This is a genomic window from Opitutaceae bacterium (genome assembly GCA_015075305.1).
In the GTDB taxonomy this organism is placed as follows: domain Bacteria; phylum Verrucomicrobiota; class Verrucomicrobiia; order Opitutales; family Opitutaceae; genus UBA6669.
Genome location: JABTUS010000009.1, coordinates 268,952 through 291,210 on the forward strand (window position 1 = coordinate 268,952; position 22,259 = coordinate 291,210).

Sequence of the window (22,259 nt, forward strand, 5' to 3'; positions counted from 1 at the left end):
GTGAAAACAATTCTCCCGCCGGCCTTCGCCCTTGTCGCATGTCTCGGTTTTTTCGGCTGTGAAGCCGTGCGTTCCGACTTCAGTGCCGGTGTGCGCGAGAAGATTCACGGACCGGTTTTCCAGACTCATGTTTTTGCGGCAACCCAGCGCGAGGTCTTTGACGCCGCACGCGCCTCGATTGTTGACATGGGTTACAAGATCACGCGTTCGGGCGCCGCACAGGGCGTGATCGAGGCCTACAATGCGATCGCCACGGGTGAAACGCTCAGAACGACTCGACAACTACGCCTGCAGGTCAGGATCTCTCCCGTTGCCGAAGGGTGTGAAATCGCGGCGTTATTCACTGAAATGCTGGAGAACGATTTCAACAAGGGCCCCGGTCGCGCCACGGAAAATGCCGTGAAGAATACTTCGTTGTATGACGTGCTCTTTGGCAGGATTGCCGGTCAATTGCCGAAACCCGGCGCACCTTAGCTGACACCCGCCCTGTAGGGCAGGTTGATTGCGTTGCCGGACCCCCGATCAAAGCGAATCGCGGGTACAGGGGAGAATCCGCTTGCGGAGGTGCTCCTGAACAGGCGATTCTGACACCTCGCGGCACTGTTCATGGTCGGGCTGGTGTTGCCGCACGGTTCCCACCGGCCCGTTCAGACAAATCAACCTTCAACCACGGCTCCCAGGAGCCTTCGCGATGAGATGCGGCATTGGAACAGCGGCTTCCCGTCGTTTTTGCACATGAGTTCAGTAATGGAAGAGCTTTTGGCTCAGACTTCCCTCGGTCTTCTCAAGGAGGGTGCCATCGTCCCCGGAGTCATCACAGAAATTCGCCAGAATGAAGTGATCGTCGATATCGGCGCCAAGGCGGAGGCAATCATTCCGGCGAGCGAGTTCGTTGACCTTGGCGAACTCCAGATCGGTTCAACGATCGATGTCTTCCTCGAGAAGCTCGAGGACAAGACGGGCAATCCGGTCGTGTCGTACGACAAGGCGGAACAGAAGAAGAACTGGGACAACATTCTCACCCGGTTCCCGGAGGGCTCAATTGCCTCCGGTCGCGTGCGCGCGAAGGTCAAGGGCGGCCTGATCGTCAACATCGGCGTCGACTCCTTCCTGCCGGCCTCGCACATCGACGTGCAGCCGCCCAAGAATTTGGATCAGTACGTGGGGCAGACCTACGACTTCAAGGTTCTCAAGATCAATCTCGACCGCAAGAACATCGTCCTCTCCCGCCGCGAGCTGATCGAGGAGCAGCGCTCAAGCAAGCGCCGCGCGCTGCTCGACTCGATCGAGCCCGGCCAGATCCGCAAGGGCGTGGTGAAGAACATCACCGACTTCGGTGCGTTCATCGACCTCGACGGCATGGACGGACTGCTCCACATCACGGACATGAGCTGGGGCCGCATCGCCCATCCGTCCGAGATGGTGAAGCAGGGTGAGGAGATCCAGGTCATGATCATCGAGGTGAATCGTGAAAAGGAACGCGTTTCGCTTGGACTGAAGCAGACCACGAAGAATCCCTGGGACGAGATTGAGCACAAGTATCCCGTCGGCGCCAAGGTGCACGGCAAGGTGGTCAATCTCGTTCCGTACGGAGCCTTCATTGAAATCGAGCCGGGCGTCGAAGGCCTCGTGCACATCACCGAGATGTCCTGGACGAAGCGCATCACCAAGCCTTCGGAGGTCCTCAAGGTCGGCCAGGAACTCGACGCGGTCGTGCTTGGCATCCAGAAGGAGGACCAAAAGATCTCGCTCGGCCTGCGCCAGCTCGAACCGAATCCGTGGGACATGGTCCGCCACAACTATCCGATCGGCGCCCGTGTTCGCGGCAAGGTTCGGAACATGACCGCCTACGGCGCCTTCATCGAACTCGAGGAGGGCATCGACGGCATGGTCCACGTTTCCGACATGTCGTGGACGCGCAAGGTCAATCATCCGACCGAAATGCTGAAGAAGGGCGACGAAGTGGACGCGATCGTCCTCGATGTCGACCCGTCGCAGCAGCGCATCAGCCTCGGCATGAAGCAGATTGCGGTCGATCCCTGGACGGACATCGATTCGTTCTTCAAGATCGGCGACGTCGTGCAGGGCAAGGTCACGAAGATCACCTCCTTCGGCGCGTTTGTGGAGCTCAAGGACAACATCGACGGCCTTGTGCACATCTCGCAGATCAGCGAGGAGCGGATCGAGAAGGTGAAGGATGTGCTGAAGCCCGACCAGGCTGTCACGGCGCGCGTCATCAAGATCGATCGCGACGAGCGCCGCCTCGGCCTCTCGATCAAGGCTGCGAACTACTCATCCGAGCAGCTCGCCGCCGAGACCGCGACCTACGACGCGCTCAACCGCCAGAACACCGGCAACGACATGATGAACCTCGGCGACATTCTCGACGAGGCGCAGCGCAAGTAGTCGCTCGAATCATTCCAAGCTCCGCCAGCGCGGAGGCTTTCCAACAAGCGCCCGCACGAGTCAAACCGTGCGGGCGTTTGTGCGCCTGGATCGCGGCATTGGGGGAATGCGCCGGGGTGATCTAGGGGATTCGCCCTCATCAAACCCGGTATCCTCCTGTTGGCGAAGACGCCGGGACTGGACGATGATGGGTGGCGTGAGAGCCTTCCCGATTTTGTCGACACTGCTGGTCTCGGGGCTGCTTTGCGTGACCTCCGTCCGCGGCGGCACGGATGCGAAGCCCGCGACCGCCGGCCTCGAAGTGGCATTGCGGGATGCCCATGCACTGGCCGGTCGCCATCCCGGCTCAAGGGTCGTGCGCGTTTCAGGCGATTCCATGGTTCCGTTCTTTTCGGATGGAGCCGTGCTTGTCGTTCGTCCCGTATCAGGAAATTCGATACGCGTGGGTGTGATTGCCGCGTATGTCAATCGGTTCGGGGAGACCGTGGTCCACCGGGTGACGAGGGCGACTCCGGACGGCTGGCAGGTCCGCGGCTACAACAATCGTCACGCCGATTCCACGACCGTCAATGGGACAAACCTGATAGGCGCGGTTTATGCCGTTTTTGATCCGCATTCATCGGATCCGGTGAAAGACCCGGTCCAGCTCGCGCAACTGATGGCCTTGACACCGCTGGTGCTGGCCGCACCCGCGCGATAAGAGGATGGGCACCTGGGTGCCAAGCGCAGGTCTTTCAGCGCTGCGTCGCCTGCAAAGGCGGAAGCGCTTCATCCGCGATGCCCCAGCGGAGGTTGTGGAATGAAGTGTGGAACTCCGTGATGTGACCAAGCTCAGCAACCGCCAGCACCGTGGCGAGCGCGGTGGGGAGCACGTCGGCGCGAGCTGCCGGCAGTTCGCGCAAACGCGCGCGATCCTCCAGTCTCATGGCAGCGACGCGGTCGAGCAGCGACCGGATGTCGGAAACCGGGAGGCGGGTGGGCGCGCGACTGGATGAAATGCCGGCGGCTGCCGCGAGCATGAAGCGGGTTGTCGTCATGGTGCCGCCGATGAAAAGGGCGTCCGCGCCCCTCCCGAGGGAGAAGGTGAAGGCGCTGGACTTCAAGACGGTCTTCACCTGCGTCGTGACGGCCGCGCGAGCCTCCGCTGTGAATGGCTGCGTGCGATCCGAGACGCAGCTTTCGGTCAATCGAACGCAGCCCAGCGGGAGGCTGACCGCCTGGATCACCCGGCGGGCGTGGAAGCGGAGGCATTCGAGACTGCCTCCGCCAAGATCAAAGAGGTAGAAATCGTTGAAGTCCTTCACCGTCGGATCGGTGAGCAGGCCGCGGCCTATCAGGCTGGCCTCCTCCTCGCCCGCAAGCACACGCACGCCAATGCCCGTGGCCGCCTTGATCCGTGCGCAGAAGTCAGAGCCGTTCACGGCGTCACGCACCGCGCTGGTCGCCACCACCTGGATTGTTCCGGGATGAAACGTGCGACTGCGCTCGACGAGTGCCGCCACGGCTTCGACTCCGGATTGCATTCCCTCCTCACCCAGACGCGGGGGACTTCCGCTGATTCCAGCGCTGATGCGCACCTCCAGCGCATGAGAATCCAGGGAATGGATGCGTCCCCCCGCCGTCCGGTGTGCGACGAGAACCTTGATGGAATTGCTGCCGATGTCGATCACGGCAACGGTAGGGCTGGCTGAATCCTGGGTCATGCCGGTCATTGCGCTTTTGATCAAAGTGTGAAGGAAGGAGGGGCAATCAGGGCGACAAACTCCCCCTTGATGCTGACAGTCGCGAGCCGCTCGCGGACTTCGCCGCTACGTCCAACGAGGAACAGTTCGTGGAGCTTGGTCACCTCCTTGGCGATGCAGACGACACGATCAGGTCCCAGGCATGCCACGATTTCATCGGCAAACTTGAGGATGCGATGGCAGCTTTCATAGACCACAAGGGTGTAGTCAAAATCGCGATACTTGTTGAGAAAAGCGGTTCGTGCGGCGGATCTTGGCGGAAGGAAACCCACGAACAGAAAACCGTGGGTGGGCAGACCGGAGGCGCTCAGTACGGCCGCCAGCGCGGTGGGGCCCGGCACCGGAACCACGGGAAGACCCAGTCGGCGGCAGGCCCTGACGAGGCGAAAGCCGGGGTCGCTCAAGCCGGGTGTTCCCGCGTCGCTGACAACCGCCACTGATGCTCCGCCGCGGATTCGCTCGGCGAGTTCATCGGCCACCTTCTCCTCATTGTGTTCGTGGTAGGAAACCAACTCGCGGCGCAGTCCAAAACGTGAGAGCAGAGCGCCTGTCGTGCGTGTGTCTTCGCATGCCACGACATCCACGGCGCCAAGAAGAGCTCTGGCGCGTTCGGATACGTCGGCGAGATTTCCGATCGGTGTTGCGATGACGTACAGATGCCCCGGTGTCGGCACGAGCGAGCGGTTGTGAGACGCGTCAGTCATGCAACGAGAGAGGAACAAGCGCTGGATTGTCGCAATGCCCGTGACTGGGCGAAGAAAGAAATCCGGCGCAACGCGCGCCGGATTGAAACTGTCTGAACCTTTCGATTCGTGCTACCGGCCCGCCCCTGGGGTCTGCCCCATCCCGGGAACCTGCCCCTCCCAATTGGCCGGGCGGCTCCACGGAATTGAAGTATCCCGCTGGGAGGTGCAGCCGGATGCGGCGAAGCAACCAGCCAGGATAAGCAAGGCAAAGAGGACACGGGGCAGGTGTTTCATGTTTTTGCGAAGTTGGAGATCGATCGCTGATTGGGCAAGCTGACCGTATTCATTGTTCCATCAAATGTTGGGTGCCAACACTACGACGGCGCAATTTCATACGGAATAAGTGCTTTCGTACCAAGGGCTTTTGCCTTGTCTTTTGGCAAGGCCATTGGCGACCAGGCGCTCGAGGATCTTGTAGACCTGTTCTGTGTGTTCGGGGGCGCCAATGTGCGCGGCCAGCGATTCCGGCGTGTGAGCCTTGCCCGGCATGGATGCCAGTGCAGCCGCCACCTTGACCTTGATGACGAGCACGCCGCCCGCCGCCTTCTTCCCAGCCTCGACTCCGGGCTGGTGGTAGGCGTTGATGCCGATCAGGGAAGCGTACAGTCCGACAACCCGCTCGTAGAGGGCGATGAGCATGCCGATCGTTCGCGGTGAAATCTCGTTCACGGTGATGGTCAGCGAAGAGCGATCCTTCTCCGACAGGGCATCGCGTGTTCCGAGCAGGAACCCCTGGAGGTAGTCGCCGGAGGTTACTCCAGGATCGACCTCGAGCGAGGTGCCGGCGCGATCCTTCAGGACTTCGATGAAGGTGACGAAGAAGTTGTTAACGCCCTCCCGGAGCTGCTGGACATAGGCGTGCTGGTCCGTGGAGCCCTTGTTTCCGTAAACCGCGATGCCCTGATTCACGACGCGGCCCTGAAGATCGAGCTCCTTTCCAAGGGATTCCATCACGAGCTGCTGGAGATAACGTGAGAAGAGCAGCAGACGGTCCTTGTAGGGGAGCACAACCATGTCCTTCGATCCGCGAGCCTCTGTGGCGAAGTACCACATCAATGCAATCAACGCGGCGGGATTTTCCGAGGTGGTCGTGCCGCGGGTGACGGTGTCGACAGCGGATGCACCCGCGAGCAGGGCATCGATATCGATGCCCTGAAGCGCGGCTGGCAGCAGGCCGACTGCGCTCAGCTCCGAAGTGCGGCCTCCAACCCAGTCCCACATGGGAAATCGTGCAAGCCATCCCTCCTTTTCGGCGGTCTGGTCGAGCCTCGAGCCCGCCCCTGTCACAGCAACCGCATGCCGGCTGAAATCGAGTCCCGCCGCCTTGAATGCCATTGCGGCCTCAAGCTGGCCGTTGCGGGTCTCCGGGGTGCCGCCCGATTTTGAAATCACCACGACCAGAGTCGTGGGAAGCCTGCCAGCGAGGCCGGCGAGAACGTAGTCGATGCCATCGGGGTCCGTGTTGTCGAAGAAGGAGACGGCCATGCGGTCCTTGCCGGGGCGGCCCAGCGCATGATGAACAAACTGCGGGCCGAGCGCGGATCCCCCGATGCCGACCACCAGCAGATGGGTGAACTTGCCTGAAGGACCATGTACCACGCCCTCGTGCACCTTTGAGGCGAACGCCTTGATCGCACCCAGAGTCTGAGAGATCTCTGCCTTCAATCCGGCGGTTGGAGCAAGTTCGGGAGCCCTTAGCCAATAGTGTCCCACCATTCGATTTTCGTCCGGATTGGAAATGGCGCCCGTTTCCAAAGCTTTCATCGCAGCGTAAGCCGACTGCATCGGCTTTTCCATTGTCGCCAGGAATCCGTCCGGAAACGGGATGCGGCTGATGTCGACGGAAAGGCCGAGATCGGGGTTCTGGTACAGGTATTTCTTGAATCGGGACCAGCTCATGAGGCGGTTTTCCTGGTGAAATGATGCGTGTGTGAGGCCGAATCAACTGGACCATCCGGGGCGACCTCCAGGCCCCGGACGGATCCGTCGAGTTGTCAGAGATACTTGTCCGTCACGGCGCCCTCGGACGCGGTGGTGACCAAGGCGGCGTATTTCGCCAGCACCCCGCGAGTCTCCTTTGGCTTCTTCGGTTTCCACGCCTTGAGGCGGGCCTTGATTTCCTTTGCAGGCAGATTCAGCGAGAGTTCATTCCTGACGGCGTCGATCGAAATCGGGTCGCCGTTTCGAATGATCGCGATGGGGCCCCCGATGGCGGCTTCGGGGGTGATGTGGCCCACAACGAACCCGTGGCTTCCGCCTGAGAAACGGCCGTCCGTGATCAGGGCGACGTCCTTGCCGAGGCCCTTGCCCATGATGGCGCTGGTGGGTCCCAGCATTTCACGCATGCCGGGGCCGCCGCGCGGCCCCTCATTGCGGATGACGACGACGTGGCCGGCCTTGACCTTGCCATCGAGAATTCCGTGCAGGGCGGCCTCCTCCGACTCGAACGTGATCGCCTTGCCCTCAAAACGAAGGCCCTCCTTTCCGGTGATCTTGGCAACGGCCCCCTCGGGAGCGAGATTGCCATAGAGAATGCGCAGGTGGCTGTCGGGCTTGATTGGATTGGAGAGAGGACGAACAACGTCCTGATCGACCGGATAAGGACGTACATCCTTCAGGTTCTCAGCCAGCGTCTTGCCGGTCACGGTAAGCACATCGCCGTGAAGCAGGCCTGCGTCGAGGAGCACCTTCATGAGCGGGGGAAGGCCACCGACGCGGACCAGGTGGGACATGTTGTATTTTCCGGATGGTTTCAGATCGGCCAGAACCGGGACGCGCTTGCCGATGCGTGTAAAGTCATCGATCGACAGTTTGACTTTGGCGGTGTGCGCCATGGCAAGCAGGTGGAGCACGGCATTGGTCGAGCCAGCGAGGGCGATCACGACGGTGATGGCGTTTTCAAATGCCTTTTTCGTCAGGATGTCGCTTGGCCGGATACCTGCCTTGAGCAGGGCGAGCGCGGCGGCACCGGCGCGGCGGCAGTCGTCCTTCTTTTCGGCACCGACTGCGAGCTGGGCGGAGCTGTTTGGCAGGCTGAGTCCCAGTGCCTCGATTGCGGAGGCCATGGTATTGGCGGTGTACATGCCGCCGCAGGAACCAGGACCGGGAATCGAGCAGCCTTCGATGGTCGCGAGGCCCTTGTCGTCGAGCGTGTGGGCGGCGTGTCTTCCCACAGCTTCAAACACCGAGACAATATCGCATTCCGCCTTTGAGTCGGGATGGATGCCTGGCAGGATGGTTCCTCCGTAGACAAACACGCTGGGCCGGTTCAGGCGTGTCATGGCCATGACGCAGCCTGGCATGTTCTTGTCGCATCCGCCGATGGTGACCAGGGCGTCGAAACCCTCCGCGCCTGTGACGGTTTCGATCGAGTCGGCGATCACCTCGCGCGAGACAAGCGAGTAGCGCATGCCCGACGTGCCCATGGAAATGGCGTCCGATACGGTGATCGTTCCAAAAATGATGGCTTTGCCCCCCGCCGCATTGGCGCCTGCCTCCGCTTCGCGGGCGAGCTGGTCGATGTGCATGTTGCAGGGTGTGACCATGCTCCAGGTTGATGCTATGCCGACGACGGGCTTTTTGAAATCGCCGTCTTTGAAGCCGACGGCGCGCAGCATGGAGCGGTTGGGAGCGCGGTCCGGGCCGTCGAGCACGATGGAGGAATAGGGGCGTTGCGGGTCTGCTGTGGAGCTCATGGGAAAATCGGATCAATGAAACCAAATGACCGCTTCACGGGCAAGCGGTGTTTTCCGTTTCTTTCGGGGTTGCTTCGGTGGAAGGAGGCCAGCATCAAAGCGCTTTTCGCGGCATGGCGTTCAATCTTCAGAAAGTACTCAAGGCGCTCCTCTTTTCGTCGAGCCAGCCTCTTGCCATCAAGGACATTCAGGCTGCCTTCGCACGGTTTCATGAACAGGCTGTACTGCCTCTGGCGCCGGCGCGGGATACGGATGCGCCGGCTCCCTCCCAGTCCTCGACCGAAGTCAATTCAGGCGCTGACACTTCCGCGGGCCAGGATTCATCGGCATCGGCGGATGCACAGGCAGTCGAAAGTCCAGCAACTGAACCCGAGCCGGCGGTTACCGAACCGGAGAGTGTCGAATTGTACCTGGATGTGCCGTCGCTGGTGACGGCGACGCAGATTCGGGAGGCGATGGAAGCGCTTGCCGCTGCGATTCGCGAGGAGAATGGCGTCTTCCTGCTCGTCGAGGGCCCAACGGGCTACCGTCTGGTCACGCATCCCCGCTACGCGAGATGGATTCGCATCCTGCGCGATGAGCCTCCGCCGGTGAAGTTGACGCAATCGGCGCTGGAGACTCTGGCGATCATCGCCTACCGCCAGCCTGTCACGCGCACGGAGATTGAAACGATCCGGGGAGTTTCCGCGGAGGCGGGGCTGGGCAAGCTCCTGGAGCGCGACATGATCTATGTCGTCGGGCGGGCCGACCTGCCCGGCCGGCCGCTGCAATACGGGACGACGGACAGATTTCTCGATTTCGTCGGCGTGAAATCCCTCGTGGAGCTTCCGTCCTCAGACGTGCTGTCGCCCCGTCAGATTGACGAGTGGCTGAAGAGCGCGATCAATCCGAAACCCCTTACGGATGCGGAAATGGGCCTGCCACTCGAGGAAGGCGAGGGTTCCTCACCCAATCGTGAGTCGGTTGCCATTGAACATGCGGTCCCGGGACCGGCGGAGTTGCCGGACATTGAGGCGCCGGATGAAGGGGGGCGGGGCAGTGTGATGGAAATCACGCCGACGCCGCTTGCGGAAGCGCCGAAGGACGATCAGAAGAATTCACATTCGGCCTGATGGACCTCGCACACATTCGTTCCCAGATAGACTCCCTCGACCTGCAGATTGTCGAACTGCTGAATCAGCGTCTTTCACTTGCCGCGGAAATTGGGAAAGTGAAGCGCAGCCAGGGCGGACGCATCTATGTGGCGGAGCGGGAGGATGCGGTGTTCCGGAAAGTGTGCGAGTTGAACCGCGGTCCGATCAAAAACGACGCGTTGAAGGCCATCTACCGCGAAATCATGTCGGCGGCGATCGCGCTGGAGAAGCCGCTGCTCATCGCGTTTCTTGGCCCGGAGGCGACGAACACGCACGCCGCCGCGATGAAGAAGTTCGGCGCGAGCGTGGATTACCACGCCATGACGTCGATTGGGGACATCTTCACCGCCGTTGAAAAGGGTGAGGCGGACTATGCGGTGATTCCGATCGAGAATTCGACGGAGGGCAGTGTGCGCGAGACGCTCGACTGCTTCGTTGAGAGCGATCTGAAGATCGTTGCGCAGGTGTATCTGGAGATCACTCACGCCCTGATTTCGAACTCGTCGATTGAGAAGATCCAGAAGGTGTATTCCAAGGATCAGGCCATTGCGCAGTGTCGCAACTGGCTGCAGCGCCACCTGCCGCACGCCCAGTTGATCGATGCTGCCAGCACCTCGCGGGCCGTGCAGATCGCCAGGGAGGAAACCGGTGCAGCGGCAATCGCGAGTGAACTTGCCGCCCAGTTCCACGGGGTCCCGGTCGTCGCGAAAAACATCCAAGACAAGGCTGACAACACGACTCGTTTTTTTGTGCTCGGCAAGAAACCCTCGGGCCACGTTGGCAATGGGCGGGACATCTCCAGCTTTCTGATTTCCCTTGGCGATGAGGCGTCAGGACGCTCGGGCGCGCTGCTCAAGATGCTCATGCCGCTTGCAGAACGCGGGATCAATCTCTCGAAGATCGAATCGCGGCCGAGCAAGAAACGCCCCTGGGACTACTATTTCTTCATCGACGTAAAAGGCCACTTCGACGAACCCGAACTGAAGCAGGCCCTCTCCGAATTGAAGGCATTTTGTCCCCTTGTGAAGTGGTTGGGAAGCTACCCGTCTGTGGCCTAGTGATCGTTGCGGACCCGAGCCAGGAGCGGCTTCCAGCGGCTGCGGGGATGTACTATCCTTTCAATTGAGCGGCCGGTGAATCCGCCCAGACGATGAGCCAGCCGCTTTCGGGATCGACGTAGACGAGCGTCGATGTGGCACCGTCAGCCTGGACAAAGTCGGCGTGGGCAAGTGGTCCGCGGGAATTCATCGACGAAGCCGGCGCGCGAAAATGCAGCACGAGGGCAAGGGCTGCGGCGGCTCCGAGGGAAAGAGCTGGAACGCCCCATCGAAACCACGGACTTGAGGTCCTGGGAGAATTTGCCGGACGCCGTGCGCGGATGCGGTCCTGCAGTGTTGTCCATTCGGCGCTGGCGGAAGGCACCGCTGCCTCAAGACTGGCCTTCCTCATCGCCGCCGAGGCGGCGGAAAGCAGCCGGCGTTGTCGACCGCAGGATGCACATGCCGCGCAATGGGCCTCCAGCTCCGCGAGTTCGTCGACGGTAAGGCCGCCATCGGGCTCGCTCAGCAACAGGGGTTCAATTGTGCGGCATGTGGACATTGCCTGAGGCACCTGCAGTCAATTCTGTTGGAGGGCGGAACGATCAATAGCGACCATAGCCATTGCTGACAACCACACGGTCGTTGTATCCGTGGTCAATCCAGACACGCTCCGTGCGAGTCTCGTAGCACCCCCCCACCTGGCTTCTCATGCGGCGGCCGCAGGAGTCGACTGTCACCACCCACCTTGCGGGAATCCAGACGCGCCTGCTGACGGTTTCCCAATGGCCATGGGAGTGACCCCGTACGACCACGGGCGGGCTGCAACGATCACCCCGGTCGAAATGCGAACCAACGATGACGCCTCCGATGAAGCCGCCGATGGCGGCGGCAACCTTGTCGCCCCTATCGCCTGCCCGAACAGGTGAGGCAAGGGAAGTCAGGGCTGCCAGTGCTGCGGTGATTGAGAGGATTTTTGTTTTCATGATATTTTGGTGTCCGCTCAATCTGACGATTCTCATCGCCGATTTATTCCGTGAAATCACGAGTTTCGTAAGCGACTTATTGTAAGCTGCTTGAACAGCCAGGCGATCATCGTGCGATGACAATGATTGCGTAGGCATCCCCATCCCTGCCTGTTCCGGGTCCACCCAGAACCGCAGGAACGCCCGGACGAAGCGCCAGTCCTGTTTTCATGAGTGTGCTTTTTCCACGCACCCAGGTGGCATCGATGCGATCGCTGTTTCTGCCTTCGATCTCGAGTTGGAGTTGGTGACCTCCGCCCAGGACGATCCCTCCCTTGCCCGGAGCGTGGAGGCGCGTGCTGCCTTCGCCGACGAGCCGAAAGCTCTCGAAACGGAGGATTCGTCTCAGGGTCGGCACGTAGGGCTTGAGTTCCGGATCCGAAGGCCCAGGGCTCCGCGAAGCGGTCACAAGCAATGCCTTGATCTCGGCGGCGGCTCCCGGCGTGGGAACGGCCAGCGTGGCGAAGGCGAATAGCATGAGGAGGTGGAGAGTCAGTCGCATGGCAGATCCTTGAGTTGCTTGAGCAGAAGTCGACGGGCGTGGTGGAGGCGGGACATGACGGTTCCGACCGGGCAGTTGAGCGTGGCGGCGATTTCGGCGTAGGATAAACCTTCGAGCTCACGCATGGCGAGCACGGCGCGTGGAACTGCGGGCAGCCCGGCGAGCGCCTTTTCGAGACGCTCCGCCCGCTCGTGTTCTTCGACATGCTCGCTGGGGCCGGGCCCCGGATCCGGGAATTCCATTTCATGTGCGGTCGTTGAATCGCCGTCGTTCCGGCTGAAGGGCAGGAAACGGTCGAACCAGCGGCGGCGTTTCCGCACGTGATCGATCGCGCGCCGCGTCGCGAGAGTGAACATCCAGGTCGCGAACCGTGCCTCGCCTCGAAAGCTCCCCAATTGTTTCCATGCGGAGAACCAGATGTCCTGGCAGAGATCGCGGGCATCCTCGTGATTGCGGACAATGGAGAAGACCCGCCTGAATACCCCTTCATGGTGCGATTGCATGAGCAGGCCAAATGCCTGCGCCTCGCCATTCCGCGCCCGCGCGATCAGGTCTGATTCGGCATCGGCGGAATTGTGGTCTGTGGGGAGGGCCTTTTCCTGATCGGCCATGGAGGCTGGCGGCATGTTGGAGGCGGATGCGTGCCGTGCAAGTCCTCTCGCATGGCGCTTTTCCTACTGACGCTGATAGGTGCGGTGCGGATACCAAGCGTCGCCAAAGCGTGCGTGCGCTTGACGTTTGAGGCGCCAGACCGACAAATTCCCGCGGAAGACGGAACCGCATGCACATCGTCGTCATCCGCGCTTCACAAGCATCTGTGTGGCGCGGGACGTGTGTGCCGCATCGCGGACGTTCGTGCAGCCTCATTGGTGATTCACCGCTGGTGCGTTGAATCGACGGCGGTCTTCAATTGCTTTGAGAAATTCGTGGCGATCTGGCATGGGGTTTTTTCCGTGAAACCGCTGTTTGTTGCCGTGTCCGTGTTTTCGGTGGTGCTCGTGCTGCCGATGCGTTCATCCCCGTCCGCCCAGCCACCGAATGTCGTCGTCATTCTCGCCGATGACCAGGGATGGGGGGACCTTGGTTTCAACGGGAACCGGATGGTTTCCACTCCGCGAATCGATGCGCTGTCGAAGACGGGTGTCGTTCTAGGTCACTTCTATGTCTCACCCGTCTGCGCGCCGACGCGGGCGGAATTTCTGACCGGCCGCTATCACACGCGCGTGGGCGTTCGCGGAGTGCAGAATGGAAATGAACGCTTGAATCTGGACGAACGCACCATCGCGGATGTGTTCAAGGATGCGGGGTATTCAACGGGGCTCTTTGGGAAATGGCACAATGGCGGGCAGGGGCCGTACCATCCGAATGCGCGGGGGTTTTCAGAATTTTATGGATACACGCAGGGGCACTGGCCGAGCTATTTCGATGCCCAGGTGGAGCACAATGGCCGGCGCGTTCGAAGCTCCGGATACCTGCCGGATGACGTGACGAAGCATGCGTGTGACTTCATCGAGGCAAATCGAGGGCAGCCGTTCCTTTGCTACCTTGCGCTCCCCACACCGCATTCGCCGATGCAGGTTCCGGACAGGTACTGGGGTCGATTCGCCGGGCGCGAAATCACTCAGCGCGGCACACCGCCCGCGGGCCAGGTGGAGGATCCGGATTTCACCCGCGCCGTGCTGGCGATGACGGAGAATATCGACGACAATGTCGGCCGTGTGCTGGATCGTCTGGACGCACTGAACCTCACTGGGAGCACGATTGTGGTCTATTTCAGCGACAACGGCCCGAACAGCTGGCGTTGGAATGCGGGAATGAAGGGAAGGAAGGCGTCGGTCGATGAGGGCGGCGTGCGCTCGCCCTGCATCATCCGGTGGCCGGGCCATGTTCCGGTCGATGCTCGCCTGGACGGGATTGCTGGCGTGATCGATCTGTTTCCAACACTGGCGGACATGGCCGGCATTGCGCTCCATTCGAAGAAGCCGCTCGATGGGGTGAGTCTTCGCGCATGCATTGAGAGGGGTGCCCCCGCGCCGGATCGGTTGCTGTTTGCGGAAAACAACGGGAAGGTCAGCGTGAGGTCGGCGGAACATCGCATCGATCCGGGCGGCGCCCTCTTTGACATCACGAAGGATCCGCAACAGACGACGGACATCTCAAAGGAAAATCCCGCGGTTGCTGCGCGCCTGAAGCAGGCGGTCGAAGACTGGAAACGAGAGGTGACATCACCGGCGCCACGGAGCCGGCCCTATCCCGTGGGCTACTGTGCATTGCCGAGATCCGAGGTGCCCGCGGGCGAAGGAATTCCCAGTGGTGGAATCCTGCGAAGCGCCCGCTGGCCGAACTCCTCCTATTTCACACATTGGACGTCGGCCAGGGACAGCATCACCTGGCCGATTGAAGTGCTGACTGCGGGACGCTATCGCATCGAAGTTTACTATGCGTGCCCGGCGGCGGATGTCGGCGCGATGATCGAGGCGACCGTCGGGCAGGCGCGGATTCTGGCCAGGCTTGAGGTTGCCAACGATCCGCCATTGCTTGGGGCAGCCAATGACCGGGTCAAACGTGAGGAATCCTACACGAAGGATTTCCGTCCTTTCCGAATGGGAGAGATGGATCTGCCTGCGGGCACCTGCGATCTGACGCTACGTGCCATTGAGATTCCCGGGTCGCAGGCGATGGAGGTGCAGGCCGTTGCAATGACCCTTCTTCCTTGAGAGGGAGGACGTGGGGAGCATCCATCGTCGGAGCGGGTGCTGTCGTGAAGCGGCGGTGATCGTGCGTGCCCAATCCGCCGCGCCATGGCTCCGTGCCGTCTGCAACATTGCCGTTGGGCGGGAAAGGCGCGTTCGCAGCGAGCATCGACGTCGCGCCTCCCGAATCACGGATTCACTACAATTTCTTGCGTGATAGGGATAAAACGCCGAAAATGCGATCGAACCGAAAGTCCCTCCATAATGAAACTATCTGTCCATCCGTCTGCGATTTTGATGGTACGGGGAACATTCGTCATGAATTGTGAATGCGACTTGACGGCAATTAGATAAAACTTAGTTTTACCGGCAATTTCGCTAATCATGGTTAAGGCTATCACCCGCATCGGCAATTCGCAGGGCCTGATTTTCGATCAGGCGCTGATGGATATGGCGCGTCTTTCGACGGGCGATTTGGTGAATATCACGGTGGCACACAACGGAGCGATTGTGCTCACTCCTGCCCGTGAAACCGTTCCCGTTGACGAGGTGAAGAAGCGGGCTAGTAGCATCATTCGCAAGCACGACGGACTGTTTCGCCGTCTGGCGTAGACGTGGCCGTCATCTACTTGACGCTCGAACACGTCGCCGCGATTCATGATGCGACCTTGGAGGAACATGGCGGCAAAGTGGGCTATCATGCGCGGGAGATGGTGGAGTCAGCGATCGAGATGCCAAAGAGTTCGTTCAACGGAAGAGACCTCTATCCCGGTCTGTTTGACAAAGCCGCGGCCTACCTGTTTTTTATCGCCAGCAATCATGGCTTCGCCGACGGAAACAAACGCACCGCGTTGGCTGCAGCACTGACTTTCTTGAGCCTGAACGGTCGAGATGTGGAGATTCCGATGAAACGTTGGGCAGAAGCCGAAGCACAGATACTCGCAATAGCCGATGGAAAAATGAAACGCGAAGCGGTGATGGGGCAGTTCAAGGATCTTCTGGCGGATATCGGCATCAAGGAAGCAGAGTAGAGGGAGTCGAGGTTCAGTCATCCCGCCCGCTCCATACCATGCTCTTGAGTGACCTTGTATCCATTCTGCAGGCTGCCGTCAGCCCGGTTGTTCTGATTTCAGGCGTCGGGTTGCTCATCCTGTCGATGACCAACCGCCTTGCGCGAGTCGTGGATCGGTCCAGGCAGCTTGGCGCGCTTCGACGAAGCTGTACTGGCGGTGAGCGGACTCGCGTTGATGCACAATTGTCGATCCTTGTCCGCCGGGCGCGCCTGCTTCGACGTGCGATCCGATCATCGACGTTGTGCGTCTTGATGGCGGCCGTGTTGGTGATCGCACTTTTCCTTTCCGCCTTCCTTCGTTTCGATGGCACGCTGACAAGCGCGGCGCTGTTTGTGTCGTGCCTCTTGTTTCTCATCGTCGCCCTCGTCAGTTTTCTTCGGGATATCAATTTGTCACTTGTCGCTCTAGATCTGGAACTGGAGGTTTCGGGCGGATCAGACGGCTGATTGCCCGCGGGACGGCAGCCAAATGCCTTCCCCAGGTCGAACGAATGGAGCACGGCTCTCTTGCTCCCGGACCGCAGGCGATTGGGGAGCAGGCCGTCGCACCGGCCATTCTCCGATGATCCGCAGAACTTCAGGGAGCGCAGATAGTGTGTCATCCACCTGGCGTCGGTTCGGTTGTTCCAAACGGATGAGATGTATCGGTTGCGGAAATCGTATGGGCGACTGCGGAAGAGACCGTGATTGTTTTATTCAACGATATGACAAGATTGGCTGTCGCCACCTCCGAAAGGTGGCGTCAGCGTATCGATCCGTTTGTTGAATCCTCCACACTCGAGTAATCCCATGAATGTCCTGAAACGATTGTCCCTGATTTGTGCCCTGGCGATCGGAGTTGTCGCGCACGCGGCGCCTGCGAAGCAGGTCAAGCCGCTGAATGTCCTTTGGATATTTGCCGAGGATTTCAGCCCGCACCTCGGGTGCTACGGCACGAAAGAGGTGTGGAGTCCGAACCTTGATCGCATGGCGACGGAGGGCATGCGGTTTGACCGTGCTTTCACAACGGCTCCGGTGTGCTCGGCGAGCCGCTCCGCGATGATGACGGGCATGTATCAAACGACGATCAATGCACAGAATCATCGCTCGAACCGCGGACCCGATCATCCGCTCCCTGCGGGCGTGAAGGTCATCACGGACTGGATGCGTCCCGCAGGCTACTTCACGGCGAACATCCGGCATTTTCCCGCGCCGATCACGTTCACCGGAGCCGGTAAGACGGATTGGAATTTCTACTACCCGGGCAAGCCATTCGATTCCGACCGCTGGTCGGACTTGAAGAGTCACCAGCCCTTTTATGCGCAGATCAATTTTCCCGAGACGCACCGGAACGCCGCGTCGACAATCGCGACCGGCCGGGCGTTTCCCGCCGCGCGGCGCGCGGATCCCGCGAAGGTGGAGATCCCGTCCTACTATCCCGACTGTCCGGAGGTGCGCGACGACTGGGCCAACTATCTTGATGATGCCTCCGCGTTGGATGTGAAGATCGGCGAGGTGCTCGCGCTGCTCGAGCGCGAGGGGCTCGCGGACAACACCCTGGTGATTTTTCAGGGGGACCATGGACAGGCTCACATTCGTGGCAAGCAGTGGTGTTATGACAGCGGCCTGAGGGTGCCGTTGATCATGCGCTGGCCCAGAGGGCTGCCTGCGCCGGCGGGATTCAAGCCGGGGACTGTGAGCGGCCGGATAGTCGAGGCGATCGACCTCACGCCCACGACGCTCGCGCTCGCCGGTATTCCAAAACCGCCCGCCATGCAGGGAAGGATTCTTTTCGGACCGAATGCCGACGCGCCTCGGGAATATGCCTTCGGAGCCAGGGACCGCTGCGACGAAACGGTCTTTCGCCTGCGCACTGTGCGCGACGCGAAATATCGCTACATCCGCAATTTCACACCGGAGAAGACGTTCTTTGCGCTCAACCGCTACAAGGAGAACCAGTACGTGGCGATCCCGGCGATCCGGCGCCTGCATTTTGCGGGCAAGCTGAACGCCGTGCAGGAGGCTTTGTTTGCACCTCACATGCCGCCGGAAGAATTCTACGACCTTGATTCAGATCCCTATGAAACAAGGAATCTGGTCGATTCCAAAAAGCCCGAGGATGTTGCCGCTCTCGCGAGGTTGCGCTCCGCTCTGGAGAAATGGATCGAGGAATCGAATGATCACGGTCGCGTTTTTGAATCGGCGGAGGAGATTCAGAAACTTGACGACAAAATGGAGGGCTGGTCGCGCAGCACCTTTGGGCGCCGATTCAACAACAGGCCCGATTCAGATTTTCCAATCGGCAAGTCTGGAGAGGACTGAACGATTGGCGGAATGTCGCCGCACGAGTCCCGGCGGCCTGGAGGTCGAGGAGCGTTCGCAGTCAACCAACGCAGCCGGCAACGTCGAGGAACTGCGCGTGTTCAAGGGGACGGACCTGGTCTCAGTCCGTGAAACGCTCTTTGAGTACCACGACTTTCCCTGGGGCCGCGAGATCATCCACCGGGTGGAGGATGCAGCCGGAGCTGCGCTTACGGTATGATCCGGGGACATGAGTAACAAACTGTCCGGGGACATGGGTTACACTTTCAGGCTATGGCCTGGAACGAAGAAACCCTCATGGAACAGAAGCATCGGTTTGTCAGTCTCGCGGCCACGGGCCGCTTCACGTTTACGGAATTGTGCGCGGACTTTCACGTCAGCCGGAAGACCGGCCACAAGTGGTGGAAGCGTTACCGTCGGGAAGGCACCGCGGGATTGCGCGAGCGCAGCCGCCGTCCGCAAGGATGCTCGCACCAGACCGCTGGGCAGATCCAGGGGCTGATCGTGCGGTTGCGCCGCAGGCACCGGACGTGGGGGCCGAAGAAGCTGCGCAAATTGTTGCGCCGCGACCACGGCATCCGGCGGCCGCCGGCATGCAGCACCATAGCAGCGATCCTGCGGCGTCACGGCTTGAGTCAGCGTCCGCGACGCAAGCCGGGCCTCTACACGGTGCCGCGCCGTGCACTGACGACACCGACGCATCCCAACGACTCCTACAAATCCCGCTGCCCTGGCAGGGAAGTGCAATTGTCGACAGCAGGGAGCACTAACTGACGCTGGGGGATAACCGAAAGAATGGCCGGCCGTCGTGGATACCGCGCCCACTACTCCACCGCAATTCGATACCCAGCGCCCCTCCCGCAGCAGGAAAGCTGGAGAGCGAAGTGGAGCTTGCCAGCGGCGATGCAATTGAGGCGCACCGGGCAGGGTGCTTTAACCAACAACATACCAATGCCATACGGAGATCGGACAGGTGAACTTGACTGCAGCAATGCGGCAATGCATGATTACGGCATGCCACAAGTCCTTCCCGTATCGAAACGAGGCACGATCACGCTTCCTCCGGCCTACCGCCGGAAGCTTGGCCTCGACCGCATGGAAAATCCACTCGTTCTCGCCGAAGAAAAGAACGGCAAACTCGTCCTGGAAGTGGCCACCGCCGTGCCCGTCCGCGACATCCCGGAATCGACGATTCGGGCTTGGACCGAGGAAGACGAGAAGGCCGGTGAAGCCCTCCGCCGCAAGGGTATCCTGAAACAGTGAAGGTCTTTCTCGACACGAGCGTCCTGCTGGCCGCGTCGGGGTCGGCTACAGGCGCCAGCCGGGCGCTCATTTCGCTTGCGGCCAAACATCGCTGGACGCTTCTCAGTTGCCAATATTGTCGGACGGAAGTGCTGCGCAACCTACCCAAAGTCGGGTTGAATGCCTCGCTGACTTTCGAGACGGAAATCGAGGGCGCGATTCGTTTTGTGAAGGATCGGGTGTCTTCCGAGAAGCCTCTCGTCTTTCCGGTCTCCAAAGATCGCCCGGTCGTCACCACGGCGTTGGCGGAAAAGTGCGAGGTACTCGTGACGTGGGACCGCGCCGATTTTCAGGGCAAGCTTGGTGGGCAAGTTTACGGGATGCTGATTCGGACACCGGGCGACTGGCTGGCAGAAGAACTTGCGTAGCTGGGTGCCACTATATCGTGAACCCCCGATGGCTGCACAGATGAACTGCCGTGAATTTGAGAGTTTGCTGAAAAAGCACGTGGTGCCGATGTTTTCCGTCTCGCGCGGCGCAGTTGCCCGCCGTGGCGCAGAGTTTCAGTTACGACCTCGATGGCAACACGCTCTCGGATGGGATCTGGGACTACCAGTGGGATGCCGAGAACCGGCTTGTCCGTTTGGAAACAGCCGTCGCCGCCAGAAGCGCCGGCTTCGCGCATCGTATCCTCAATTTCACGTACGACTACCTCGGCCGCCGCGTGCAGAAACAAGTGATGGACGGCGTCACTTCGACGGAGCTTACGTCGCAGCGTTTCATCTACAACGGCTGGGATGTGATCGCGGAATATTCCGTGGCGGCGGGCACGACCCTGGACAAGCTCCAGCGCACGTATGCGTGGGGCATTGACCTTGCGTCATCGCTGACAAAGGCTGGCGGCGTGGGCGCCCTGCTGCAATTTGCGAACACGCCAACCGGCCAGACCTACCTGCCGACCTACGACGGCAACGGCAACGTGGCGTCCCTCGTCAACCTCGGCACCGGAGCCCTCGCCGCGTCCTACGAATACACCCCCTTCGGCGAAATGCTCCGCGACGAGGTGCTGGACAATGCCGTCAGCACGTACGCGTTCAAGTTCTCGACCAAGTGGCGGGATGTGGAGACCGGCTGGTCGTATTATGGGCGAAGGTACTATGAAGCGAGAAATGGGCGATTTATTGGGAGGGATCCAATTGGGGAGCAAGGTGGGATCAATCTGTATGGGTTTTGTGGCAACAATCCTGTCGATCGGTGGGATATACTGGGCATGGTTGCACCGGAAGAGGCACGGAAGATTCTTGATGTGGAAATCAACCGTGACGCCAAATTATTCTTAGGCAAGGGAGAGACACTTACACATAGCCATCCGGGACAAAGCTTGTCAGAGGTTTCAGACGCAGCAGATTTCGATCTAGTAATGACCAGAGGTGAGCTTGAGATGATAGCTCGTGGTGAGCAATCATACGGCGCAGCCGGTCCAAGCGGGGAAAGTTTGGCCGTTGGAGGTTCTCCTATTGAAATGGCTCCCTTTGTTGTCGAATCGACAAGCGGAGGGACTATCGGTCAGCCTGGTTTTTGGGGGAGTTTTGTGCCAATTTACGGTAGCGGGCGCGCAGCGATAGATGATTTCGAAAATGGCCGCTGGGGATGGGGTTCTATCAACACAGCAATGGCGATTACCGATGTTTTTCTCCTTAAAGCGCTTGTCACGGAAGCATTGCGAGGTCTTACGGGCGCAGCCCGACGAGAGGCTATGGCAGAAATCCGTCGAGTCGGCGCGGCAGGGGAGAGTGTAGTTCGGGCGCTGGAAGATATCGGCGAAAAAACAGCGATCAGAATTCCGGGGTCGAATCAATTGAGGGTCGTCGATGGTCTTACCGGCACAACATTGAATGAAGTAAAGAGTGTTGGCAGCCTATCATACACTCAGCAACTAAGGGATTATGCAGCATATGCCGGCCAGAATGGATTGACCTTTCAGCTATGGGTACGAGAGGGCGCAGAGCTTTCTGGTCCCCTGGTGGAAGCCATTGAGAGAGGAGAAATTGTGCTTAGGACTTTTTCCCCCGGAGGCTAAGCGATGAGTAAAAAAAGGAATCCAGTCACCGCTTGTGAGTTGTTGAAGCAGTTGAGCCAAAACCACGGTTTTGTTCGTAGAGATCAGCAACGTGAACAGAAGCGTCGGGAGCTTGAGGCGCTGCTACGGGCTGACGAGCAACCATTGGTTGCCGAACTCACTAGAGCGGGGTGTACGGTAAACTCGGTTTGGGATCTTGTAAACACCAAGACCAAATATAGCGAGGCAATCCCTGTGCTGGTTAAGCACCTCCAACTGAATTATCATGTGCGAAATTTAGAAGGCATCGCTCGTGCGTTAACGGTTCCGGAAGCAAGGGGTCGGCCTGCTCAAGTTATCTTGCACCAATTGAAGCTTAGGGCTGAAATGCCGCACGGTGAATTGCGATTTGCTTTAGCAAATGCGCTGGCGGCTACGGGCGACGCAGCAATGCGTGCTGATATTGAGTTGCTACTTGCAGATCCACGATTCAAGGATTTGCAGAATGTCCTTATATTAGTTTTAGAAAAGATATCCGCTAGAACCCTCTAACCAGCGTTTAACACCGGAATATGGGTATGATCCGGTATGATCCGGGGACATAGG

Annotated in this window: 24 protein-coding genes; 16 read left to right on the forward strand and 8 right to left on the reverse strand. The window is 59.9% G+C overall.

Annotated elements, in window-relative coordinates; translation table 11 throughout:
* From HS122_17440 to HS122_17450, 3 genes are all read left to right on the forward strand, one after another.
* Positions 1-474, forward strand: a complete 474-nt coding sequence (locus HS122_17440) for a hypothetical protein (GenBank protein MBE7540181.1) — start codon at positions 1-3, stop codon at positions 472-474.
* Between the two features lie 261 nt (positions 475-735).
* Positions 736-2,406 (forward strand): 30S ribosomal protein S1, encoded by a 1,671-nt coding sequence (gene rpsA, locus HS122_17445; protein MBE7540182.1) that lies wholly within the window; start codon positions 736-738, stop codon positions 2,404-2,406.
* A 247-nt stretch (positions 2,407-2,653) separates the two neighbouring features.
* On the forward strand, positions 2,654-3,106 hold the full coding sequence (locus HS122_17450) for a S24/S26 family peptidase (protein MBE7540183.1): 453 nt from the start codon (positions 2,654-2,656) through the stop codon (positions 3,104-3,106).
* Positions 3,107-3,140: 34 nt separating this feature from the next.
* Here HS122_17450 and HS122_17455 read toward each other — a convergent pair whose 3' ends face one another.
* The 4 genes from HS122_17455 to ilvD all read right to left on the reverse strand — a co-directional run bounded on the left by HS122_17455 (position 3,141) and on the right by ilvD (position 8,589).
* Entirely contained in the window at positions 3,141-4,133 is a 993-nt protein-coding gene (locus HS122_17455; GenBank protein ID MBE7540184.1) for a phosphatase, read from the reverse strand.
* Positions 4,130-4,852: a 16S rRNA (cytidine(1402)-2'-O)-methyltransferase gene (gene rsmI, locus HS122_17460; GenBank protein ID MBE7540185.1), complete on the reverse strand. Its 723-nt coding sequence runs from the start codon at positions 4,850-4,852 to the stop codon at positions 4,130-4,132. Before rsmI ends, HS122_17455 begins: the two co-directional genes overlap by 4 nt.
* 372 nt (positions 4,853-5,224) lie before the next feature.
* Positions 5,225-6,793: a glucose-6-phosphate isomerase gene (locus HS122_17465; GenBank protein MBE7540186.1), complete on the reverse strand. Its 1,569-nt coding sequence runs from the start codon at positions 6,791-6,793 to the stop codon at positions 5,225-5,227.
* Positions 6,794-6,888: 95 nt separating this feature from the next.
* On the reverse strand, positions 6,889-8,589 hold the full coding sequence (gene ilvD / locus HS122_17470) for a dihydroxy-acid dehydratase (protein ID MBE7540187.1): 1,701 nt from the start codon (positions 8,587-8,589) through the stop codon (positions 6,889-6,891).
* A gap of 113 nt (positions 8,590-8,702) precedes the next feature.
* On the opposite strand from ilvD, the gene scpB reads away from it, so the two are divergent.
* A complete protein-coding gene (gene scpB, locus HS122_17475) occupies positions 8,703-9,701 on the forward strand; it encodes an SMC-Scp complex subunit ScpB (GenBank protein ID MBE7540188.1) in 999 nt (332 codons plus the stop codon).
* Complete coding sequence (gene pheA, locus HS122_17480) at positions 9,701-10,780, forward strand: prephenate dehydratase (protein MBE7540189.1); 1,080 nt, start codon at positions 9,701-9,703, stop codon at positions 10,778-10,780. Before scpB ends, pheA begins: the two co-directional genes overlap by 1 nt.
* 52 nt (positions 10,781-10,832) lie before the next feature.
* On the opposite strand, the gene HS122_17485 is transcribed toward pheA, so the two are convergent.
* From HS122_17485 to HS122_17500, 4 genes are all read right to left on the reverse strand, one after another.
* Positions 10,833-11,321 (reverse strand): zf-HC2 domain-containing protein, encoded by a 489-nt coding sequence (locus tag HS122_17485; protein MBE7540190.1) that lies wholly within the window; start codon positions 11,319-11,321, stop codon positions 10,833-10,835.
* Positions 11,322-11,364: 43 nt separating this feature from the next.
* Complete coding sequence (locus HS122_17490) at positions 11,365-11,745, reverse strand: hypothetical protein (GenBank protein ID MBE7540191.1); 381 nt, start codon at positions 11,743-11,745, stop codon at positions 11,365-11,367.
* A 106-nt stretch (positions 11,746-11,851) separates the two neighbouring features.
* The gene (locus tag HS122_17495; GenBank protein ID MBE7540192.1) at positions 11,852-12,286 is read right to left on the reverse strand and encodes a hypothetical protein; all 435 of its coding nucleotides are present in this window, start codon (positions 12,284-12,286) and stop codon (positions 11,852-11,854) included.
* A complete protein-coding gene (locus HS122_17500; protein ID MBE7540193.1) occupies positions 12,277-12,912 on the reverse strand; it encodes a sigma-70 family RNA polymerase sigma factor in 636 nt (211 codons plus the stop codon). Before HS122_17500 ends, HS122_17495 begins: the two co-directional genes overlap by 10 nt.
* A gap of 336 nt (positions 12,913-13,248) precedes the next feature.
* Between HS122_17500 and HS122_17505 the strand changes: the two genes are divergently transcribed.
* The 11 genes from HS122_17505 to HS122_17555 all read left to right on the forward strand — a co-directional run bounded on the left by HS122_17505 (position 13,249) and on the right by HS122_17555 (position 22,205).
* A complete protein-coding gene (locus tag HS122_17505; protein MBE7540194.1) occupies positions 13,249-15,003 on the forward strand; it encodes a sulfatase-like hydrolase/transferase in 1,755 nt (584 codons plus the stop codon).
* A gap of 360 nt (positions 15,004-15,363) precedes the next feature.
* A complete protein-coding gene (locus HS122_17510; GenBank protein ID MBE7540195.1) occupies positions 15,364-15,591 on the forward strand; it encodes a hypothetical protein in 228 nt (75 codons plus the stop codon).
* A 2-nt stretch (positions 15,592-15,593) separates the two neighbouring features.
* Positions 15,594-16,010, forward strand: coding sequence for a type II toxin-antitoxin system death-on-curing family toxin (locus HS122_17515; protein ID MBE7540196.1), 417 nt, complete (start codon positions 15,594-15,596; stop codon positions 16,008-16,010).
* 44 nt (positions 16,011-16,054) lie between these two features.
* Positions 16,055-16,498 (forward strand): DUF2721 domain-containing protein, encoded by a 444-nt coding sequence (locus HS122_17520; protein MBE7540197.1) that lies wholly within the window; start codon positions 16,055-16,057, stop codon positions 16,496-16,498.
* A 342-nt stretch (positions 16,499-16,840) separates the two neighbouring features.
* Positions 16,841-18,352: a sulfatase gene (locus tag HS122_17525; protein ID MBE7540198.1), complete on the forward strand. Its 1,512-nt coding sequence runs from the start codon at positions 16,841-16,843 to the stop codon at positions 18,350-18,352.
* Between the two features lie 4 nt (positions 18,353-18,356).
* Positions 18,357-18,572, forward strand: a complete 216-nt coding sequence (locus HS122_17530) for a hypothetical protein (GenBank protein ID MBE7540199.1) — start codon at positions 18,357-18,359, stop codon at positions 18,570-18,572.
* 53 nt (positions 18,573-18,625) lie between these two features.
* Positions 18,626-19,126 carry a helix-turn-helix domain containing protein gene (locus tag HS122_17535; GenBank protein ID MBE7540200.1) on the forward strand — a complete coding sequence of 167 codons (501 nt, stop codon included), beginning with the start codon at positions 18,626-18,628 and terminating at the stop codon, positions 19,124-19,126.
* A 240-nt stretch (positions 19,127-19,366) separates the two neighbouring features.
* The gene (locus tag HS122_17540) at positions 19,367-19,615 is read left to right on the forward strand and encodes an AbrB/MazE/SpoVT family DNA-binding domain-containing protein (GenBank protein ID MBE7540201.1); all 249 of its coding nucleotides are present in this window, start codon (positions 19,367-19,369) and stop codon (positions 19,613-19,615) included.
* The gene (locus tag HS122_17545) at positions 19,612-20,022 is read left to right on the forward strand and encodes a PIN domain-containing protein (protein ID MBE7540202.1); all 411 of its coding nucleotides are present in this window, start codon (positions 19,612-19,614) and stop codon (positions 20,020-20,022) included. Before HS122_17540 ends, HS122_17545 begins: the two co-directional genes overlap by 4 nt.
* Positions 20,023-20,144: 122 nt before the next feature.
* Positions 20,145-21,674: a hypothetical protein gene (locus tag HS122_17550; protein ID MBE7540203.1), complete on the forward strand. Its 1,530-nt coding sequence runs from the start codon at positions 20,145-20,147 to the stop codon at positions 21,672-21,674.
* Positions 21,675-21,677: 3 nt separating this feature from the next.
* Positions 21,678-22,205, forward strand: a complete 528-nt coding sequence (locus HS122_17555; GenBank protein ID MBE7540204.1) for a hypothetical protein — start codon at positions 21,678-21,680, stop codon at positions 22,203-22,205.
* Positions 22,206-22,259: the final 54 nt, after the last annotated feature.

What these genes read in the sequence shown, in the direction of transcription:
- HS122_17540 (MBE7540201.1), top strand. Translation starts at nt 19,367, where the DNA reads ATGCCACAAGTCCTTCCCGTATCGAAACGAGGCACGATCACGCTTCCT.
- HS122_17500 (MBE7540193.1), bottom strand. Translation starts at nt 12,912, where the DNA reads ATGCCGCCAGCCTCCATGGCCGATCAGGAAAAGGCCCTCCCCACAGAC.
- HS122_17555 (MBE7540204.1), top strand. Translation starts at nt 21,678, where the DNA reads ATGAGTAAAAAAAGGAATCCAGTCACCGCTTGTGAGTTGTTGAAGCAG.
- HS122_17495 (MBE7540192.1), bottom strand. Translation starts at nt 12,286, where the DNA reads ATGCGACTGACTCTCCACCTCCTCATGCTATTCGCCTTCGCCACGCTG.
- rpsA (MBE7540182.1), top strand. Translation starts at nt 736, where the DNA reads ATGAGTTCAGTAATGGAAGAGCTTTTGGCTCAGACTTCCCTCGGTCTT.
- ilvD (MBE7540187.1), bottom strand. Translation starts at nt 8,589, where the DNA reads ATGAGCTCCACAGCAGACCCGCAACGCCCCTATTCCTCCATCGTGCTC.
- HS122_17485 (MBE7540190.1), bottom strand. Translation starts at nt 11,321, where the DNA reads ATGTCCACATGCCGCACAATTGAACCCCTGTTGCTGAGCGAGCCCGAT.
- pheA (MBE7540189.1), top strand. Translation starts at nt 9,701, where the DNA reads ATGGACCTCGCACACATTCGTTCCCAGATAGACTCCCTCGACCTGCAG.
- HS122_17525 (MBE7540198.1), top strand. Translation starts at nt 16,841, where the DNA reads ATGAATGTCCTGAAACGATTGTCCCTGATTTGTGCCCTGGCGATCGGA.
- rsmI (MBE7540185.1), bottom strand. Translation starts at nt 4,852, where the DNA reads ATGACTGACGCGTCTCACAACCGCTCGCTCGTGCCGACACCGGGGCAT.
- HS122_17465 (MBE7540186.1), bottom strand. Translation starts at nt 6,793, where the DNA reads ATGAGCTGGTCCCGATTCAAGAAATACCTGTACCAGAACCCCGATCTC.
- HS122_17535 (MBE7540200.1), top strand. Translation starts at nt 18,626, where the DNA reads ATGGCCTGGAACGAAGAAACCCTCATGGAACAGAAGCATCGGTTTGTC.
- scpB (MBE7540188.1), top strand. Translation starts at nt 8,703, where the DNA reads ATGGCGTTCAATCTTCAGAAAGTACTCAAGGCGCTCCTCTTTTCGTCG.
- HS122_17510 (MBE7540195.1), top strand. Translation starts at nt 15,364, where the DNA reads ATGGTTAAGGCTATCACCCGCATCGGCAATTCGCAGGGCCTGATTTTC.
- HS122_17490 (MBE7540191.1), bottom strand. Translation starts at nt 11,745, where the DNA reads ATGAAAACAAAAATCCTCTCAATCACCGCAGCACTGGCAGCCCTGACT.